Raw genomic sequence first — 20,008 nt, 5'->3', positions numbered from 1 at the left:
CGGGCACCGGGGGCGCCCTCGGCCCAATGCTGCGCCGGTGCGCCGCCCCCTCCGCACCGCGGAGCCGGCCGTCACACCCCACGTGAAGGAGCGGGGGCGGAATCCGGACCTTCCGATGTCCACTGCCGGATGGGTGATCGGGTGGGCACTGATTCCCCCCGCCGTCGGGGGCCGCATCACGCCCCTCGCGCGGTGCTGCGTCTGCTGTCAACGCCATGGTCGGTGGACTGTTTCCCCGAGGGAGCGGTCAACTGCGCCCAGAGGGACCCTGGTTGAAGCCGGCCGTGCGGACCGCTCCAGGGCGACAGCGGTGGTGGAGCCGCCCCGGCTGCCGGTCATCACGAGTGGAGGACGAGGCGACCACCCGCATAGGGGAGGGTCTTGGCGCGCGGGAGATGCACCAGGAACTCTTCGGTCGCCGGGATACCGTCCTCCCGTGGCACCTTGGCCCGGATGAGCCGGCCGGCCAGCTCCATTTCGAGAACGCGCTGCGGGCCGTGGTCCCGGACGCCCCGAAGCCTGGCGGGAAACGTGTTGGGCCCGGGCTGGGTGACGACTTTGACGTACTCGGGCCGGATTCCCACCTGTCCCTCGGTGGTGGTCTCCGGAATGTCCCACGCCGTTGCCAGGGCCCGGCCCCCGAGGGTGACGTTCCCGTGTGCCCGGTCCACGCTCAGGAAGTTCATTGCCGGTGATCCGATGAAGTAGCCGACGTACGTTGTCGCCGGGGCCTCGAAAAGCTGCTCCGGGGTGCCCTGCTGCATGGCTCGGCCGTCCTTCATGACCAGCACTTCCTGCGCGATACTCATGGCTTCGTACTGGTCGTGGGTGACGTAGATGACGGTGGGCCGGAACTGCTCCGTGATCTCACGAATCTTGCGCCGCAGCGAGTGCTTCAGCTGTGGATCGATGACGGTCAGCGGCTCGTCCATCAGCACGGCGGCCACGTCGTCGCGCACCAGACCGCGGCCGAGCGAGATGAGCTGCTTGTCGTCGGCGGTGAGCCGCCGGGCGGGCTGCCCCAGCCTGTCGTCCAGATCCAGCGCCTCGGCGACCCGGCGGACCTTGGCGTCGATCCTCGCCTTGTCCCACCGGCGGCACTGCAGGGGGAAGGCGAGGTTCTCGTACACCGTCATCGACTGGTAGATGACCGGAAACTGGAACACCTGGGCGATGTTGCGCGCCTTCGTCGGCAGAGCGGTGACGTCCGCGCCGTCGAAGAGGACTTGGCCCTGCGATGGTCTGACCAGCCCGGACAGGATGTTCAGCAGTGTCGTCTTGCCGCAGCCCGACGGTCCGACCAGTGCGTAGGTCTTGCCGGCCTCGAAGGTCAGCCTCAGTGGCTTGAGCGCCCACTGCTCCTCTTCGACCCCGCGCGTGTAGCTGTGCCCGACGTCGACGATGTCCAACTGCGTCATGTCAACGCCCTTCCACTGAAGCGGGATCGTATGAAGGCGTCCGCACGAGCGTCCCTTCCTCGGTGAAGGCGAACAAGCGCTCCGGACGCAGCCGCAGTTTCACGAGTTCACCGATGGCGACGTCATGGATGCCCTCGATCTGTACGACGAACGGGGTCTCGCCGACGGCCGCGTGGACGAAGGTCTCCGACCCGGAGATCTCGACGAACGTGACCTCGCCCTGGACGCCGAGGGACGTCAGACCGACATCCGTGGCACGAAGGCCGAACCGGTAGGCGCCGTCGGGCAGGCCGGCGAGATGCGGGGACACGTGCGTGGCCTGGAAACCGGCCACCGTGACCTGCCCGCTCTCGATGCGGCCGGCGAAGATGTTCATGGGCGGGTCGTTGATGATGGACGCCACCGTGGTCGTCGCCGGGCGCTCGAAGACCTCCTGCGGGGGACCGATCTGGAGGATCCGTCCCTCGTGCATGACCAGCACCACGTCACCGAGCATCATGGCCTCGGCGGGCTCGGTGGTCGTGTAGATCACTATCGTGTCGCCCTGGTCCGAGAAGAGGGTCTTGAACTCGTCTCGCAACTGCTCACGCAACTTGTAGTCCAGATTGGCCAGCGGCTCGTCGAGCAGGAGGATGCCCGCGGAGCGGGCGAGGGCCCGGGCCAGCGCGACGCGCTGCTGCTGGCCGCCGGAGAGCTGGGACGGCTTGCGCCGCTCGAAGCCGGCGAGGCCGACCCGTGCCAGGCTGTCGCTCACACGCCGCCGGACCTCGTCACGTGCCACCCCGGCCCGCCGGAGCGGGAAGGCGACGTTGTCGAACACGTTGAGATGCGGGTAGTTGATGAACTGCTGGTAGACCATGGCGGTGTCGCGTCGCCAGACCGGCGTCTTCAGGAAGTCCGTGCCTTCCCTGGTCAGCGTGCCGGAGTCCACCCCCTGCAGACCCGCCAAGGCCCGCAGCAGCGTCGTCTTTCCCGCCATCGTCCGGCCGATGACGGTGTGGAGCCGGCCCGGCAGGAAGGCGGCGGTCACGTCCTTGAGGTGATCGACGCCGTCCACGGTCAGAGACAGCCCGGTGGCGCTCAGGCCGGCGCCGCTCAGGCCGGCAGTACTCACGTCGGGTGTACTGGGCACAGTGGTGGTCGGCTTCATCGGACCGCTCCCGAGAGGTTGCCTTTGGACAGGTAGCGCTCCACCCGGAGCGCGAGAAGAATCAGCGGCGTCACGCCGAAGAGGGCGGCGGCGGACAGCGTCCACCACGGCGGGATGGACGAGTTGAGGGCGACGACGGTCTGAGGCAGCGTCTGGACCTCGGTGAAGGTCAGCCTGAAGGCGAAGAAGAAGTCGTTCCAGCCGAACACGACACAGAACATCGCGGCCACCGTCAGCCCGGGCAGCGAGTTCGGTAGGATCGCACGTACGAAGGTCTGGAACGGGCCGCAGCCGTCGAGCATGGCCATCTCGTCGATCTCACGCGGAATGCCGTTGAAGAAGTCGACCATCACCCAGACCGCGATCGGCAGCAGCAGCGCGACCGTCACGACGACCAGGCCCAGAATGGTGTCCAGCAGGCCCGTCCACTGCAGCAGGTAGAAGAACGGGATCACCAGGACGACGGGCGGCATGATCCGCTGCGACACGAAGAAGAAGACGATGTCGCTGTTCTTGATGAAGCCGAACCTGAAGCGGTACCGGGACAACGCGTAGGCGGCCAGCGACCCGAGGACGAGACTGATGGCCGAGGCGGCGACGGTGACGACGGCGCTGTTGAAGAAGGGCTCCATCACATCGACGCCCCCGGCTCCGCCGAAAATGTTGCGCCACCCGGTGACGGTGGGTTCGTACTGCAGCCACGGCAGATACGTGGCGCCGCCCTGGACGCCGTTGACGTCCTTGAAACTGGTCGTCATGGCCCACAGGAACGGCCCCGCGACGAAGCACGCCCAGAGCGCGATCACGGTGTACTTGAACACGGGATAGAGGCGTGACCTCATGAGTCCCCCTTCAGCTTGAAGGCCCTGGCGAGCAGCGCGGCGACAACCGTGAGCGTGACGATCATCAGGACCAGATAGGTCAGGGACATCGCCCCGCTGTAGCCGGTCTGCTGGTCCCTCAGCCCCTGGATGTAGAGGTAGTAGCCCGGCGTCTCCGTGGCGGAGCCCGGCCCGCCGGAGGTCAGCACGTAGACGCTGTCGGAGAGCTTGGACGCCTCGATCAGCCGGATGATGACCGCCGCGACCGACACCGGCGCCATCAGCGGGAAGGTCACCTTCCGGAAGGTGCGCCAGGCGTCCGCCCCATCGATGGCCGCCGCCATGAACGGCTCCTTGGGGAGGCTCAGCAGGCCGGCCAGCAGCAGCAGGAACATGAACGGCGTCCACTGCCAGACCTCGACGGTCATCAGCGCGATCAGCGCCGGACCGGACTCGGTGAGCCAGGGCACCTCGGCCAGGCCGGCCATCCCGAGCAGGTCGTTCACCGGCCCCAGCGACTCGTGGAAGATCATCTGCCAGATGGCGGCCATCACCACGGGAGTGGTCATCATGGGGACGAGGAACAGCACACGCCACAGCCGGCGGCCGCGTGTCTCACGCCAGACCAGCAGGGCCATCCCGAAGCCGATCACGTACTGGATCAGGACGGTGCCGCCCGCGAGCAGGGCCAGCCGCATGATCGACGCCCGGAAGCGGCCGTCGTGCAGCATCGTCGTGTAGTTGGCTCCGCCGATGAAGTCCATCTGAGGGCTGCTGACGTTCCAGCCGGAGAAGCTGACGCGGATGGTGAACAGAAGCGGAAAGATGATGATGAGTGCGAGCGTGAGCAGTCCCGGCAGGAGGAACATGCTCTTGTGCCGGCGCAGAGCTTCCATGGTTGTCCTTGCGGAAGTGGGCGGGCGCCCCCGGCGGCCGACCGGTTCGGCCGGCCGCCGGGGCACCCTGGTGATCAGGTCGGATCGGGTCAGTCGTCCTCGAGTGCGACCACGTGCCGATAGGCGCTGCGGACCTTGTCCTCGCCGATCTGGCCGGTGATCTTCTCCCACTCGGCGGCCACCTCGTCCAGCGCGCGCTGCGGCGCCTTCTGCCCCGCGAGAGCCGCGGCGACGCCGTTGGCCAGTGCGGACATGTAGCCGTTGACACCCGGTACGCGCAGGTCGAAGACGCGGTTGGTACTCGACTCCATGCCGGACAGCGTCCGGACGTACGATTCGGCGACGTCCTTGTCCCAGCCCTGCCGTTCCCAGAATTCCGCGTCGAAGTGCGCGTTGCGGTAGGGGTTGACGCCGAACCGGCCGATGGTCAGGTCGAGCGCGGTGTTGGCCTCGTTGCTGAAGAAGCAAAGATAGTCGAAGGCCATGTTCTGGTTGCGCGCGGCCTTGGCCACCGCCGATGTCCAGCCCCAGGTGAAGTACGGAGCCTGGTTGGGCTTTTTGTCCCAGGTCTTCGTGGTGCGGTTGTAGACCTCCTCCGATCCGGGCAGTTCGGCCGCCCGGATCTTGTTGCGGATCCTGCCGTCCGGCTGCTGCGCCTGGATGAAGGCGTCGTCCCATGAGTACGACATCAGGCTCTGGCCGCCGCCGAACGAGAGGATCTCGTCCCCCAGCCCGAAGTTCGCGCCGCCCGGCGCCCAGGTCGACTTGGCCTTCACCATGTCCTCGAGGGCGCGTACGAAACCGGGCGTGTTGATCAGCGGCTTCATGGTCTCGAGGTCGAAGTAGAGGCCACCCCCGACGTCGGGGTGCTTGATGTACGGCGCCGCACGGCTGATGAACGCCGAGAACGTCAGGTCGTCGCGCTTCGTCACCTCGGCGCTGCCGAAGTTCGGCTTGCCGTCGCCGTCGACGTCCTTGCCACTGAAGAACGCGGCGATCTCCTGGTATTCGGCCCACGTCCGGGGCGTCCGGAGGTCCTTGCCCGTGGCTACCTTGTACGCCGCCCGCCGCTTCGGGTCCTCGAGGACATCCGTGCGGACCTTGAGGTAGTGCCTGTCACCGTCCACGGGGTACTGCACGACCTTCCCGTCCCAGGTCGCCACGTCCATGTAGGCCTTGGTGACGTCCTTCATCGCGGGAGTGTCCAGATACTTCTTCGGCACCGGCGCCAGATGAGGGGCCATGTCGCCGATCCACAAGGAGGGGTAGAACATGACGTCGTACGCCGGCTGGCCCGCCTGCAGGGGCGTGAGAATCTTCTGGTGCAGCTCCCCGAAGGGGACGTTGACCACCTCCACCTTCGCCCCGGTGATCTCCTCGAACTGCTCGGCATGCAGCTGGGTCGGCTCCCCGATGACCGGGATGGCATGGCTGATGATCTTCAGCGTCTGACCGGAGTAGTCCTTGCGGCTGATCGACTCGTAGCTGCACGGGCCCGGCACGTCCCTGACCTTCGTCTTGGGATAGTCCTTGCTGTACTTGCTGTAGCTGATCTCCGAACCCGGCTTGAACAGGGCGGGTTTGTCGGGCTTGTTCTCCACCGGGCCCTGGCCGGTGCAGGCAGTGGCGGTGAGGGCCACGACGATCGCGGTGGCGATCACGCCCCGGTACGAACTGTTGCGCATGGAAGTGCTCCTTCGACCGTCAGGGAATCAAGATCGCTCTGCCGCGTACGGCGCCGGCGGACAAGTCGTCGAGGGCGTCCTTGAACGACGCCAGGGGGTACCGCTGGGTGTGCAGGCCGACCTTGCCCCGCGCTGCCAGAACCATCAGCTCGGACAGGTCGTTGTAGGACCCCACGAGGTTGCCGATGAAGTTGATCTCGGTGGAGATGACGTCGATCGTCGGGACGTCGAGCCGGCCGCCGTAACCGATCACGTAGTAGTCGCCGTTACGGCGCAGACAGGCCACGCCCGTCTCGACGGCGCCCCCCTCGCCGACGAAGTCCAACACTGCCTCCGCCCCGTGCCCCGCGGTGAGTTCCCGTACGCGCTCGGTCTCACTGCCGTCGGCGAGCAGCGTGTGTTCGGCCCCCAGCTCCTTGGCGAGGGCTAGGGCGTCAGGACTCCGGTCGATCACGATGATCTCGACCGGAGACAGCGCCCGGAGCACCTGAATCCCGATGTGCCCGAGACCTCCGGCGCCGATCACCACGGCCCGGTCACCCGGCCGCAGGACCCGGGCCGCCTTGGCGACGGCGTGGTACGCCGTGAGCCCGGCGTCGGCCAGGGCCGCCACCGACGCCGGCTCCAGTGACGGGTCGAGCGCCACGACCGAGCGGGCGGTGGTCTTCAGATAGTCTGCGTAGCCCCCGTCGGCGTCGATCCCCGGGAAGGCCGAGCTCATGCAGTGCACGTCGTCGCCGGCCCGGCAGGCCGGGCACAGACCGCAGGTCACCAGCGGGTGCAGGATGACCGGGTCGCCCACCTTGACGTTGGTGACGGCCTGCCCCACCTCCTGCACCCAGCCGGCGTTCTCATGGCCGATGGTGTACGGCAGGACGACCCTGCTCTTGGCGGCCCACTGCCCTTCGAGAATGTGGAGATCGGTACGGCAGACCCCCGCACCTCCGACCTTGACGATCACATCCAGCGGACCGGTGATCTGCGGGTCCGGCACCTCCACGAGCACGGGCGGCTCGTCGTACTCGATGACCTGCACGGCTTTCATGGCGCTCCCTGCGAATCGGCGGGTGGAGACGGTGCGCCGATTACACAGGCCGCCGCTCGCACGCCGATGTCTCAGAAACGGTCCGCGGATGTCTCAATGTGATACACGGCATAGGCGCGACGTCATCGAGCTGTTCCAATCGGTCCCCCGAGGGATGACGCGCGTGATACGGAAGTGTTAAATGCCCCGACGTCGACCTGGCAGCTCGCTGACTGCGGCCAGAGAGCTGTATCTGGAAGTCACCAAGGACCCGAGCGCCCGCCCGCTCGTGGTCGCTTCGTGGCAGCGCTCGATCGAGTACGAGGTGAAGTCGAGCTGCGTCGACGCTCCGTACCTCGAGAATCCCAATCTGGACAGCCCGCTCGCCAGGGCAGCGCTGCCGATAGTGAACAGGCTGCACGAACAGCTCGCCGACGACCCCGTGTCCACGATGATCACCGACCGGGACGGCGTGGTCCTGTCCCGCAAGCTCTCCCACGAGGGTCTGACCACGCGCCTCAACCGGGTGCAACTGGCCCCGGGCCATGTGTTCGCCGAGCGCTACGTGGGCACCAACGGCATCGGAACCGCGCTGGCCAGCGGCCTACCCGTCATGATCGCCGGAAGCCAGCACTACGTCGAGGAGCTGCGGGACTTCCACTGCGCGGCCGTGCCGATCCTGCACCCCGTCCGGCGCACGCTGCTGGGAGCCTTCAACCTCACCACGGTCCGCCAGGGCTCCGCAGGGATGCTCATGGCCCTCGCCCGCTCGGTCGCGGGCCAGATCGAAGGCGAGATCGCCGCGATCAGCTCGCGACGTGAACGGGCCCTGTTCCAGGACTACATGGACGCGTGCTCAGCGGTGCGCCCGGGACCCGTCCTGGCCCTCAACCCCGAAGTCGTCATGATGAACGAGCAGTTGAGAACAGCCGTGACCGGGCCGGACCACTACGCACTGCTCGACCACGCACAGGAGATCGCCGCCGACGCCCGGTTCGAAGGGACCCGGAGCATAGCCCTCCCCTCCGGACGCGTCGCCGAACTCCGCGTCAACCGAAGCCGACGCGAGGACAGCGACGCGGGCGCCATCCTCCGTGTCCGGGTCATCGGCCGTCCCCAGCCCGGACCCGTCCCTTCCGCGGGCCCCGGAGGATCCGGCCTGGGGCTGGTGGGCTCCTCCACGCCATGGCGGCGCGCGGTCGCCGAAACCGAGGCGGCGTACGTTGCCGGCGCCTCGCTCCACCTCGTGGGCGAAGCCGGCGTCGGCAAGCGGACGCTGGTCCACGCCGTCCACCGCGCCCGCGGCGCCGGGCGCAGGCTCGACATGGTGGAAGCCCCGCTGTCCGAGTCAGCGCAGGCCACCGAGCACTGGCTCCGCGAAGTCCGCGAACTGCGGGCCAGGCCGTCGACCGTGGTCGTGCTGCTCGATGTCCATCTGCTGGGCGACCAGCTCCGCCGCCGCCTCGCAACCCTCCTGGCGGACACCGACGGACCCGCCACCGGACAACTGATCATGACCAGCCAACCCTCCGTGGTCACGAGGGACGACGAACTCGACCGTCTGTGCGGCTCCTTGCTGGAGGTGCCGCCGCTGCGCCATCGCTACGGCGACCTCGAGCACCTGGTCCGGTTCTTCCTCCTCAAATACCGCCCGAGCGGAGAGATCAGCTTCTCTCCGGATGCGCTGGCGATGCTGGAGCGCTGCCCCTGGCCGGAGAACGTCCGCCGGCTGGAGTCCGTCATCCGCGGCCTTGCCCGCCGCCCGTCCGGTGGGATCCTCCAAGTGGACGACCTCCCGCCGGAATGCCGGGTGTCGTCCCACAAGGTCCTGACAACCATCGAGGCGCTGGAACGGGATGCCATTCTGCGTGGGCTGATGGACCGCAACTCCAACGTCCAGCGCACCGCGCAGGACCTCGGCATCTCCCGCGCGACCATGTACCGCAAGATGCGCCGTTACGGGATCGTCCCGTCGAACCTCAGCTAGTTTTCTGAGTCAGGAATTCTGTTCAGACATGAGACGAGACGTCGACGAACGTTGTCCCTCGATTCAGCGGCCGAGCGGAGTTGCGAGGGGGGCTCGAAGCGGTGCAGCGTTTCGGCGAGGATCTGCTCGAATTCGTGGCGGTCTTCGGGAAAATGTTGATCACGGTGATCCAAGGTCCGCCCCGGACGGGGTGGCGTGGCAGCATCTTGATCAGCGGACCCGGCTGATCCGGTATGGGCCCCTGTGCTCCGAGCAGGCAGGCCCCCGGCGCGCACTCCGGTGAAGGCCGGGGCGGTGCACACGTCGACCGACCCAACGGACTCCACGCCGAGTCGGCAGAGTGCTGCGAGGGTCCGATGATCCCATGCCGGATGGCCTGTGGGAACGTGCAGCCCCGCTCCTTCCGCCCGTCCACCGCGGCGCCGGCGATATCCCGGCCGGCTGCCGGCTGATGATGGCGCCGCCCCGCGGAGCATCGTTTACCTGGTGTGCGAGAGCATGAGTCGGAGAGACGTACTCACAGAGCGCATCGGTTGCACGAAGCCTCCGCCACACGAACCCGTGCCCACTGGGGCGGGCGCCGACGACAACCATCGGCTTCGCCTGGAGGACGTACCCGTCAGGTGGGATCCATTCCCCCGTCTCCGCCCTCTCCCGACGGAACCGACTCGTCGGGATCCTCCGTCGAGGGCTCATCGGCATAAGTGGGGCGAGAGTGCTCGTCCGCGAAGTCGGGCTCCTCCTCCGGTTCCGGAGTTACGAATCCGTTTCCCTGATCAGTCATAGCTCCGATTCCTTCCTGTGATGGACGGGGTACGGCTTCATCGTTGTCCTCCCAGGCCCCGGCCGCATGTCCATCAAGACGCGGCAGGCCGTCAGAGGGCCGCACCGGTGGGGTCGTGGGCCGGCTGCATGTCGACACCGTTACCGAAGTCGTGCTCGGTGACGTGGCCGTCAGCGTCCTGGGAGCGGCGCAGCCCGTAGTCGCGTGCTGCGCCGATGTCACGGCTGTACGCGGATCACCGCTGCACCGCTCACCCGGCCTTCCGCGAGGTCGTCGAGCGCCCGGTCCGCGTTGTCGAAGTCGTAAACCGTGAGCGTGGCGCGCAGTCGGTGCCGGGCTGCGGTGGCGACGAAGTCGCGTCCGTCCTGGCGGGTGTTGGCGGCGACGGTGCGTACGGTGCGCTCGCGGAAGAGGTGCCGTTGGTAGTCGAGCGGGGGGATCTCGGTCAGGTGGATGCCGGCGATGCTGAGCGTGCCGCCGCTGTCCAGGGCTTCCAGCGCGACCGGGACGAGCGCACCGGCGGGGGCGAAGAGAACGGCCGCGTCCAGGAGCTCCGCGGGCGGGGTCCCAGGGTCGCTCGCCGAGGCCGCGCCCAGCTGCAGCGCGAGCGCCTGGGCGGCCGGGGACCGGGTGAAGACGTGGACGACGGCTCCCTGTGCGATGGCGACCTGAGCCGTGAGGTGGGCGGAGGCGCCGAAGCCGTAGATGCCCAGCAGACCGCCGTCGGGCAGATCGGCGCGGCGCAAAGCCCGGAAGCCGATGATCCCGGCACACAGCAGCGGCGCCAGCTCCTCGTCCGTGTAGCCGGCGGGCAGCTCGTAGGCGTACGAAGCGGGGACGGTCGCGTACGGGGCGTAGCCGCCGTCCGCGTCCCAGCCGGTGTAGAGGGACGACGGGCACAGGTTCTCCCGGCCGCGCAGGCAGTACCGGCACGTCCCGCACGTACGGCGCAGCCACGGAATCCCGACCCGGGAACCCACCCCTGGTCCGGCCACGTGCCCGCCGACCGCCACGACCTCGCCGACCGCCTCATGCCCCGGCACGACCCGCTCCCGGTGCGGCGGCAGGTCCGCGTCCCGCACGTGGAGATCGGTCCGGCACACCCCGCACACCCGTACCTTGACCAGCAACTCGTCCGGCCCCGGCACCGGGACCGGCAGCTCGACGCACCTGATGTGCCCCGGGCCGGCGGCGGCGGCCACCCAGGCGGGCATCGTCGCAGGGGGTGCGATATCCATGAGCGTCGCCTCCCTCCACGTCCATCAGACAGCGGCCCGCCCCAGCCGTCGAGTCGCAGTCCGCCCGATCAGACCAGGCTGACGTCAGTGCCATCACACCCGCACAGGCCCGGTCGCCTCGCGAATCAGTTCGGCAACCAGGACAGGATCGTCGTCCTGCCACCGCAGCGCTTGAGCACTTGTATGAACTCGGTTCGCCGGGAGTCTGGCGTCTGTTCATGGTGACCCGGTGGGCCGGCTCGTACGGTCGGTGTACGCGAGATTCCGCCGGGCGACCCCCGGCGCTCCTCGTCGGCCGGGGTGGTCCTCTGCGAGGGCCTGCGAATCCTGGCTCTCTTTCTGCTCCTGGCGTCCTACGCAACCGAGTCCGATGGTCCGGGCGATTGCCATTGCGACAGAGCAGGCACGCTGTCCATCTGCCCTCCGGCTTCAAACTGCGCGGGTACATGCGCAGGGACATTCACAGGCAAACGGTGCTTCGCCTCCGCCCGAGACTTCCCGTTCATGTCGTCGGAGCTGCCTGGGCGTGCGTCATCTCGGCCGTTCGGCCCGGACGGCTCCGGTACTACGGCGCACCGGCGGAGCCTGGCCCTGCGAGCCGGGCGGCATACAGCCACACCACCATCGATGGGAGTTGACCAGTGAATGCCGCATCCGGGCAGCCAGTCCCGCCTACCGGCCTCATCCTCCACCAACCAGCCATGGGCGGCCGGACCGCCGATCCAAGTGGCCCCGAGTGCCACTGCGGCCGGCTGCTCATCAGCTGCAGCGGCTGCCAGACCCTCCGCTGCCCGGACTGCGAGCCCTACCGTTCTGATGACTGCCTCTTTGACCTCTGAGCATTCCCCCGGCGGCGTCCGCGCCGAGGAGAACCCGCACAACCCGATGGACGGGCCGCTTCCCGCGGGGGAAGGACAGGAGCGGTACTTCGTCGTCATCGGCAGCGAGGTGGCGCGAAGGGTCTGTGGCTCCCTGCGATCGGCGGGACACCTCGTGCGCCACCTGGCGCAACCCACGGACGACGCCCTGCGCCAGGTGCTCGACCGGGAGGTGGCAGGCGTCGCGATCCTTCTGGATGACGATGTCCTGTCCTTGCGCTACGCGCTCGCGGTCGAGCACATCTGCCCAGGCGTCACGCTGGTGGTGACCGTCTTCGACCGGACGGTCGCCGACCAACTCGTGCGCGTGGTTCCCAACTGCCAGGTCACGTCGCCGGCCGACGTCGCCGCTCCCGTACTCCTTGCCGCCTGCCTCCAGCCCGACCTGCTGGCAGTCAACCGGACCTCCACGGGCCACGTCGGCGCCCGGTGGGAGGAGGAAGCCGTGAGGCTCGAGACGTACCGGCCACCGCGCTCCCTGAGATACCGGGCCAGGATGGGGAAGATCAGGGGGCAGCTGCGACCGCACGACGGCAGCTCGCTGATCATGCTGACCGGACTCGCCGGACTGCTCGCCGTGCTCCTTGCGGACTGGGGCTGGTCGGTGATCTTCAATCACCGGCCGCCGGTGGAAGCCTTTTTCGAGGCCGTGCGAACGGTGTCGGCCGTCGGCCCCGCGTCCGCACACGGCTCAGACGCCTACCTGGTATTCGCCGGCCTCGGGATGCTCGTCACCATCGTCTTCACCGCAGTCTTCACCGCAGGCATGGTCGACCGACTGCTGGCCCCTCGCTCGATCGGCATGGTGGGCTCCCGTGCCCTTCCCCGCGCGGGGCATGTGGTGGTCGTCGGGCTCGGCCAGGTGGGGTTGCGGCTGTGTACCCGGCTGCAGGACCTCGGTATCGGGGTGATCGCGGTGGAACGCGACGCGGCGGCCCCCAACCTCCGCTTGGCCAGAGCGCTCGGCGTCCCCGTCGTCATCGCTGACGCCACCGACAAGTTCGTGCTGCGCAAGCTCAGCCTCCACACCGCTCAAGCCATGGCGGCCGTCGCCTCCGATGATCTGGACAACATCGCGGTCTCCGTAGCCGCACGCGCGGTCGCACCCGATCTGCGCGTGGTCATCCGGGCGGGCGATCACGAGGCCATCGCCGAGACCCAGTCCCTGTTCCGAATCGGCATCGTCCATGACCTGGGCAGTTTGAGCGCGGCGTACACGACGGCATGCCTGATCGGGCTGGGGCCCCGGTGTGTGCTCGCACACGGAAGGCGACTCCTGGTGCAGCGTGCGGACGGGAGGTTCGTGCAGTGGTCCCCTGCGATCCGGTGCGATCACCGACAGGACAGGCGCGCTGACGGCTCACAGCAGGTCCGTGAAAGCTAGGCAGGCATGGCGAGTCAGGAAGATCCCACCTCCGCTGTGGTCCGGGGCTGGTCGCGGGAGATCGTCGGCGCGGCGATGAGCCGTCTCGGGGTGTCGCTGCAGGCAGCCGTCGGACCGGTCGCCCCCGACCTGTCGCACGCGGCGCTGTCCCGCCGGGACGCGGACCGGGCGCTGGGGGGCGATGGCCCGCGGCGAGGTGGCGGCGCAGGTCGCGTCTCTGGACGAGGTGGGAGAGCAGGTGCTGATCGGCGAGATCCTCGCGGTCCTTGCGGAGCGGCCGGACCTGCGGGACCCGCGGCTCACCGCGCTCGTGGAGCGGGGCAGACGCAGCGGTACCAACTACGTGCAGTCGCTGCTGACGTACCTCGACGCCTTCGGGGATCTCGCCACAGCGGCGGCTCAGCTGCACGTACATCGCAACACGCTCCGGTACCGGCTCCGCCGGGCACAGGAGCTGACCGGTCTTGATCTGTCCCATCCACAGCAGCGGTTGCCGGCGATGCTTCAGCTGCGGTTGCCGCCGGGGAGTGCCAGCGGCTGAACGAGGGGCCGGGCGACACGGGTCTGCTGCGCCGCGTGCTCGGCCCCTTTGCCCAGCCGGGCATCGGGCAACGGGCGAAGTTGTAGCCGATGTCGTCCCGCCTCCGCTCTCGGCGTGGCCCTCCTGCTTTGCCCGCAGCATGCGTGGCGCGTCGGCGCAGTTCGTAACTGCTCAGGTGCCCGGTGTGGTGCAGGAAGACCGCGCTCACCGTACGCGTGCAGGTCGCGCGCTCCCGGACCATGCCCTCATTGACCCGCCACGCCTTCCGGCTGATGACCGGGGCGGCGCGATCCCGGGGCCGACCGCTCCTCGAATTGGCCCACGGCAGGCCTGAAGACGCCGGCCCGGAGTACGAGGCCGGAGTCGCGCACAAGGCCGGCCGGCTCGCCCACTGCCGGCTCCGACCTGGGCAGCCCCAGGTGTGCGTGCCTTCGCGCGCCGCGTCTCATGATGCCGATGCCCTGGTCAGGTCGGTGCAGCGCAGGTGGTTCGCTGTGACGGGGGCACCGTCCACGACGTTGCGGTCGTAGGTGACGGTTCTGACCGCGACGGGCTCGGAACCGACGGCGACTTCGAAGACGGCATCGGCCCGCGAGGCCGCCCGCCGGTGTGCCCCAGGTAGGGCTGCGGCCAGTGTGGCGGCATCAGCTTCACGCCCGAGGGGGTAGGTGATGACAGCGGGGCCTGTGGGTCGTACCGCCGGAGCCGACGCCGAGATGTCCGTCACGACGAATTTGTTGCGCCGAAGAGCCCTGGCCACTGCGGCGTCGTCGACACGTACTTTGATTCGGGCGGGGTCGGTCTCGGCGCGTGTCTGGGGCACGGGAAGAATGCGGGTGTCGCCAGTGATGGAGCGGTCGGCGCGCAGGGCGTCCCACAGCGCCTGGGAGCGGGCTTTGTGCCAAAGGAGCGTGGAGCCGACGCCGGGCACCCGGTGGTCGAAGTGGGAGATCGGCACGGTGGCGAACTCCGTCCGCTCCGCCGACAGCCGCCCCAGGGACCAGCCGATGCGGACAAGATCGCCGAGCTCGGTCCGCTCATCCGTCTGTACGGACTTGAGCAGCTTGTGAGCCGTGCTCGCGGCGCTCACGGGGTCGGTCAGCGCCCCACGGGCCGTCAGGTCCGCCAGCATGTCGGCGAGCAGTCGCTGCTGGCGGCGGACACGGCCGAGGTCTCCTGGTCGGTCGATGTGTCGGGCCCGGGCGTAGCGCAGTGCTCCGTTTCCGTCGACGCGATGGATTCCCGCGGTGATGTCGAGGCCGGAGTTCTCGTCCTTGAGAGACTTGTCGGTGCACAGCGTCGCTCCACCCAGGTTGTTGACGGCCTGTTCGAAGCCGGTGAAGCCGGTCTCGAGATAATGGTCGATACGCAGCCCGGTGGCCTTCTCGACGGTGCGTACGGCGAGGGGCCCCCGGCCGATCTTGAACGCGCCGTTGATCTTGCCCCGGCGGGCCGGAGTGGTGGCGCCTTCCGGTGTGGCGTACTCGACATAACTGTCCCGGGGGATGGAGACGATGCTTGCACGACGTCGGTCCTCGGAAAGGTGCACGAGCATCATCACGTCAGTGCAGTCGCAGCCCTGGCCGCCGACGTGAAGGCGCCGCTTCTCGGCAGCGGACAGGCCGGAACGGCTGTCGGTCCCCACGATCAGGATGTTCGTGCCGCGGCCGGTGGCCCGGGCTGTTGGTGCGCCCGGTCCGGAGTCGGCCTGTCCGGCGGCCCAGGGCCAGGAGACGAGGGAGGACAGCAAGGCCAGTCCCACAGTGAGTCGGCGCATCACACAACCCCGAGAGAGACGTAGGGAAGAGGTAGGGAACAACTGGGACGGTAACGGGAGCCGGCCGACGACGCGTGCTACGAACGATCGGCACGCCGTCCTGGCTGCAACAGTCACCCACGTTGTCCAGCACGAGCCGGTGCCGCATGACCGACCTCAAGATGCCCGAGCGACGCGGTTCTCTCGACGGTCCGGCCACCACGGCTCCTGCCTCGCCACCGCTTTGAACTCGGCGCTCTCGTGGGCACGGGCGGGGGAGTGGCGTTCGTCGCGCTGATGCGGCCGTCCGACGCCTTCTGGCTGGTCGTGCCGCTCGCCGTCGTCGCCGTCGCCGCCAGGCCATGGCGGCGGCCCGCGTTGGTGGCGGTGCTCGCCGCCGGAGCGGTCGTCGGATGTGCCCCGTGGATCGTCGAGGCCTACGTCGGCTACGGCGGTCTCATGGAGCGGCTCCGGCGTTCCAGCGAGGTCCAGGGCGACCTGGGGTGGCAGCTCGCTTTCGGCGACCAGATGCGCGCGCTGGCAGGCTGGTCGCTGTGCCGCCCCTGCGACGTCCCGTGGAAGCAACCCGTCACCGCGGTGTGGTGGTTCGTGCTGCCGCTCTTCGTCGTCGGCGGGGTACTGGCGGCGGTGCGCAGTCGGCATGCGTCCACCGTGGTGGTGCCCACGCTGGTCGGGCTCTCCCTCGCGGTCCCCTACCTGGTCCTGATCGGCTACGCGGCCCCGCGCTTCCTGCTGCCGACCTACGCCCTCCTCGCGCTGCCGACAGCGGTGTGCCTGGTGTGGACCGCCGCGGCAGCGCGGCCGAGACCACTGGTGGCCGCCGTGCTCGCGCTGCTGATCGCCTGCCACCTGGCCGTCCAGTACGGCGTCCTGCACCGCAAGGTGGTGGGCAGCCGTGCCGACCGGCAGGCGTTCGACCGGATCGCCGCCGAACTGCACCGTCTGGGCGTCCGCCCCCCGTGCGCGATCAGCGGGGCCGAAGCACCCCGGATCGCCTTCCAGGCCGGCTGCGTCTCTCGCCAAGTCGGCGGCAACGACGGCAGTCTCACTGCCGCAGGGCTCGCCGCGCTCGCCCAGGACCGGCCGGTTGCCCTCGTGGTCGAAGGGGACACCGCCCCGCCGGCGTATGCACGCGGCTGGCGGCCGGCCCGACTGCCCGGCCTGCGGAGCCGGCCCGACCTCCGTGTCTACCTGGCGCCGCTCACCCGCGGGGCGACCGACCAGCCGTCTGCAGCCGGCCGCGCCGCTTGAAACCGGAACCGAGCAGGGCTGTGGTCCGGGCCTCGGCCCAGGCCATCTTTTTGGACCACTGATCCGGGAGTGCTTTGGCCCTGTCGGGCGGACCACGGTCCCGGCAGGGTGAGAGGACGCCGAACTTCACGGAGGTCCCCTTTGAGTATCGCGTTCTTGCTGACCACCCTTGTTGTGGTGGTCACCCCCGGCACGGGCGTCGTGTACACCCTCGCCGCCGGACTGTCCCATGGCCGCCGGGCGAGCGTGGTCGCCGCGCTCGGCTGCACGCTCGGGATCGTGCCGCACCTGGCAGCGACGATCACCGGCCTCTCCGCGCTGCTGCACACCAGCGCAGTCGCCTACGAGACGGTGAAATACCTGGGTGTCGGCTACCTGCTGTTCATGGCGTGGGCGATGCTGCGTGACAAAGAGGCACTGGCGGTCGTGCAGGAAACAGAGCCGCGCCCGTCGATCCGCGTAATCGCTTCCGGAGTGCTGGTCAACCTGCTCAACCCGAAGCTCACGATGTTCTTCGTCGCGTTTCTGCCACAGTTCGTCCCCGCCGGCGCATCCGGCTCTCTTGGCGTGATGCTCCAACTCAGTGCTGTCTTCATGGGGCTCACCTTCGCCGTCTTCGCCGCGTACGGAATGTGCGCCGCCGCCGTCCGCAGCCGCGTGCTGACGCGGCCTCGGGTGATGACCGGCATCCGTCGGGTGTTCGCAGCCTGCTTCCTGGGCATGAGCATGCGACTGGCGGCGGCGTGATCACGCGCTTTGAGCACACGGATGCCATCTGGTCGGGCTACCCCCAGCTCACCGCCGGAGCGCTGTACGCCACCGGAGTCGGCGCCGACGCCGATGTCGGCCCGCGAGTCGCGGCATATACCGCCCGCGCTCGGGCCCGGCTGACCGGTGCCACGGAGAGCGAGTTCCCCGAAGTGCTGGCCTGGAGGCGGGCCTTTTCCCGAATGGGGCTCAAGCCCACTCAGTACCGGTGCGCCGCAGAGTCGCTGCTGCGGCGGTTGCGGAAGGAGGGGAAACTGCCGCGTATCCATCCGGTGGTTGACCTGTGCAACGCCATCTCGGTCGCCTACGCGGTCCCAGTCGCGGTTCTCGACGCCGACCGCATCGCCGGACCCTTGCTCACGGTGCGCCATGCCCGGGGTGACGAGCGCTACACGACCTTCGGCGGCGCCATCGAGCACCCGGCAGCCGGTGAGGTGATCTTCGCCGACTCCGCCGGCAGTGCCCATGCCCGGCGCTGGACCAACCGGCAAAGCGGCGATTCCGCGGTGAGCGAGCACACCGGCACGGTCCTCGTAGTGGCGGAGGGCATGCATGACGACGGCGCGCAGGCCGTGCCGGAGCTGCTGAAGACAGTCGCCGAAGAGTTGGCCGCGCACTGGTCGGCCGACCTCGCGTCCGCCATCCTCACCTCGTCCTCACGGGAGTTCGTCTTTGGCTGCTGAGAATCTGCCGGCGACCAGGACCCGCAGTGGCGCCTGACATCATGGGCCCGGTGGATCAGGCGAGACGGGAAGCGGGCGGACCGGCCGCCGCAGGCGCGACGCAAGCGTCCTCGACGAACGGCGGGACCTCGTCGGCCCATGGCTCGGATTTTCTGCAGCTCGATGCCGACGAAGCGCCTGTCGGTGGCAAGTCGGCCTGGCTGGCCGGGCGGCTGCGCGAGGCGATGGCCGATGGCCGGCTGACGGTGGGCAGCATTCTGCCGCCCACCCGGGTACTTGCCGCTGACCTTCGGGTGTCCCGTGGGGTGGTGGCTGAGGCATACCGGCGGCTGTCAGAGGACGGTCACGTCGAAGGGCGCCGACGCGGCGGGACCATAGTGGTCGCGGTACCTGCTGCTGTGTCACCCATGGCACTTCCAGGGACCGGCACCTCGCTGTTTTCGGCGCCGGTCACCGAGAAGACTGCACCTGGCACGCTGTTCGTCGGCGAACCGGGCGCCGATGTCTTCGACGTGCTGCGTGCCACCCCTGCTCGCATCGACTTCACCCCCGGCCGGCCCGATCTGACCGTGTTCCCCCGAGCGGCCTGGCTGAGAGCGGAACGAACCGTGCTCACCGAACTGTCCGCCGAGAACCTCGGCTACGGCGACCCTCGCGGCACCCCGCAGCTGCGCAGTGCCATCGCCGGCTGGCTGGCACGCAGCCGCGGCATACGGACCGACCCGGACGAGGTGTTGGTCGTCGCAGGTACCGCGCAAGCGCTCACCCTGCTCCTCCCGGTGCTGCGGGCGGATGGCATCGACGGCGTCGCAGTCGAGGACCCAGGCTCACTCGGCATCCGCCAGCATCTGCGGAACGGAGCCGTGGCCACCCCACCGGTGCCCCTCGACGGCGACGGTGTGCGCGTAGAGGCACTACGCGCCACCGGCGCTCGCGCGGTACTGCTCACGCCCGCCCACCAATTCCCCACCGGCGTGGTGACCAGCGGCGAACGCCGCCGTGAACTGCTGCGCTGGGCCCAGGACGGCGGACTGATCCTGGAGGACGACTACGACGCAGAACACCGCTACGACCGGCCGCCGGTACCCGCGCTACGCGCGCTGCTCGCCGACCATGTGTGCTACATGGGCAGCGTGTCCAAACTGCTCGCACCCGCGCTGCGCATCGGTTGGGTGATACCGCCGCGCCGCCACCGAGATGCCCTGATCGACACAAAACGCTTCACGGACCTGGGCAACGCCGTGCTGCCCCAACTGGTGCTGGCCCGCCTGATGGAATGCGGTGACCTGGAACGGCACCTGCGGCTGCTGCGCGGCCGTCACCGGCGACGCCGCGACGCGATGATCAAAGCCATGGCCGAGCACCTACCGGGCGCGGTAGTCCACGGCGCAGCAGCCGGTCTGCACCTGACCGTCACCTACAGGGGGGAAACACCCGACACCGAGCTTGCCACCGCAGCGCTCGCCCGGGGCGTGAAGTGCCAGCCCTTGTCGTGGCACCGGCAGCTCCCCGGACCGCCCGGCCTCGTCCTCGGCTATGCGGCCACCCCGGTCGGCGCCATCGCCGAAGGAGTGGCGATGCTCGGCGAGGCGCTGCTCGAACTGGCCTGACGCAGGTAAACTCCGGCACCGGTATGGAGCCCTTGATGACGCTTGCTCAGTCACCGCCCGGGCTGCGGCCTCTGGTGACAGGTCGGGATTACAGGACCCCAACGGCACCGCAG

15 protein-coding genes are annotated in these 20,008 nt (G+C 68.9%); 7 read left to right on the top strand and 8 right to left on the bottom strand.

Annotation, left to right across the window (positions count from 1 at the left end; genetic code table 11):
• Positions 1 to 338: 338 nt before the first annotated feature.
• The 6 genes from ACWD01_RS27380 to ACWD01_RS27355 all read right to left on the bottom strand — a co-directional run bounded on the left by ACWD01_RS27380 (position 339) and on the right by ACWD01_RS27355 (position 7,015).
• Positions 339 to 1,418: an ABC transporter ATP-binding protein gene (locus ACWD01_RS27380; protein WP_451165453.1), complete on the bottom strand. Its 1,080-nt coding sequence runs from the start codon at positions 1,416 to 1,418 to the stop codon at positions 339 to 341.
• A 1-nt stretch (position 1,419) separates the two neighbouring features.
• On the bottom strand, positions 1,420 to 2,532 hold the full coding sequence (locus ACWD01_RS27375; RefSeq protein WP_451165452.1) for an ABC transporter ATP-binding protein: 1,113 nt from the start codon (positions 2,530 to 2,532) through the stop codon (positions 1,420 to 1,422).
• 32 nt (positions 2,533 to 2,564) lie between these two features.
• Entirely contained in the window at positions 2,565 to 3,410 is an 846-nt protein-coding gene (locus ACWD01_RS27370; protein ID WP_451165451.1) for a carbohydrate ABC transporter permease, read from the bottom strand.
• Positions 3,407 to 4,285: a carbohydrate ABC transporter permease gene (locus tag ACWD01_RS27365; RefSeq protein ID WP_451165450.1), complete on the bottom strand. Its 879-nt coding sequence runs from the start codon at positions 4,283 to 4,285 to the stop codon at positions 3,407 to 3,409. Before ACWD01_RS27365 ends, ACWD01_RS27370 begins: the two co-directional genes overlap by 4 nt.
• A gap of 89 nt (positions 4,286 to 4,374) precedes the next feature.
• Entirely contained in the window at positions 4,375 to 5,970 is a 1,596-nt protein-coding gene (locus tag ACWD01_RS27360; RefSeq protein ID WP_451165449.1) for an ABC transporter substrate-binding protein, read from the bottom strand.
• Positions 5,971 to 5,989: 19 nt separating this feature from the next.
• Positions 5,990 to 7,015: an NAD(P)-dependent alcohol dehydrogenase gene (locus ACWD01_RS27355; RefSeq protein ID WP_451165448.1), complete on the bottom strand. Its 1,026-nt coding sequence runs from the start codon at positions 7,013 to 7,015 to the stop codon at positions 5,990 to 5,992.
• 181 nt (positions 7,016 to 7,196) lie between these two features.
• Here ACWD01_RS27355 and ACWD01_RS27350 point away from each other — a divergent pair, with 181 nt between their 5' ends.
• Positions 7,197 to 8,981, top strand: coding sequence for a sigma-54-dependent Fis family transcriptional regulator (locus ACWD01_RS27350; RefSeq protein ID WP_451165447.1), 1,785 nt, complete (start codon positions 7,197 to 7,199; stop codon positions 8,979 to 8,981).
• A 1,002-nt stretch (positions 8,982 to 9,983) separates the two neighbouring features.
• Here the strand turns inward: ACWD01_RS27350 and ACWD01_RS27345 are convergent.
• A complete protein-coding gene (locus ACWD01_RS27345; RefSeq protein WP_451165446.1) occupies positions 9,984 to 11,003 on the bottom strand; it encodes a zinc-binding alcohol dehydrogenase family protein in 1,020 nt (339 codons plus the stop codon).
• 816 nt (positions 11,004 to 11,819) lie between these two features.
• Here ACWD01_RS27345 and ACWD01_RS27340 point away from each other — a divergent pair.
• Entirely contained in the window at positions 11,820 to 13,265 is a 1,446-nt protein-coding gene (locus ACWD01_RS27340; RefSeq protein ID WP_451165445.1) for an NAD-binding protein, read from the top strand.
• Positions 13,266 to 13,446: 181 nt separating this feature from the next.
• Positions 13,447 to 13,806 carry a helix-turn-helix domain-containing protein gene (locus ACWD01_RS27335; RefSeq protein ID WP_451165444.1) on the top strand — a complete coding sequence of 120 codons (360 nt, stop codon included), beginning with the start codon at positions 13,447 to 13,449 and terminating at the stop codon, positions 13,804 to 13,806.
• Between the two features lie 445 nt (positions 13,807 to 14,251).
• Here the strand turns inward: ACWD01_RS27335 and ACWD01_RS27330 are convergent, their stop codons facing one another.
• Positions 14,252 to 15,583, bottom strand: coding sequence for an LCP family protein (locus tag ACWD01_RS27330; protein WP_451165443.1), 1,332 nt, complete (start codon positions 15,581 to 15,583; stop codon positions 14,252 to 14,254).
• Positions 15,584 to 15,823: 240 nt separating this feature from the next.
• On the opposite strand from ACWD01_RS27330, the gene ACWD01_RS27325 reads away from it, so the two are divergent.
• From ACWD01_RS27325 to pdxR, 4 genes are all read left to right on the top strand, one after another.
• Complete coding sequence (locus ACWD01_RS27325; RefSeq protein WP_451165442.1) at positions 15,824 to 16,834, top strand: hypothetical protein; 1,011 nt, start codon at positions 15,824 to 15,826, stop codon at positions 16,832 to 16,834.
• A 141-nt stretch (positions 16,835 to 16,975) separates the two neighbouring features.
• Positions 16,976 to 17,581, top strand: coding sequence for a LysE family translocator (locus ACWD01_RS27320; protein WP_451165441.1), 606 nt, complete (start codon positions 16,976 to 16,978; stop codon positions 17,579 to 17,581).
• Positions 17,578 to 18,285: a B3/B4 domain-containing protein gene (locus ACWD01_RS27315; protein ID WP_451165440.1), complete on the top strand. Its 708-nt coding sequence runs from the start codon at positions 17,578 to 17,580 to the stop codon at positions 18,283 to 18,285. Before ACWD01_RS27320 ends, ACWD01_RS27315 begins: the two co-directional genes overlap by 4 nt.
• Positions 18,286 to 18,326: 41 nt before the next feature.
• A complete protein-coding gene (gene pdxR, locus ACWD01_RS27310) occupies positions 18,327 to 19,895 on the top strand; it encodes a MocR-like pyridoxine biosynthesis transcription factor PdxR (RefSeq protein ID WP_451165465.1) in 1,569 nt (522 codons plus the stop codon).
• Positions 19,896 to 20,008 lie beyond the last annotated feature (113 nt).

The sequence above is a fragment of the Streptomyces sp. NPDC002835 genome, assembly GCF_053591995.1.
This window is presented reverse-complemented; position numbering and strand designations above follow the sequence as displayed.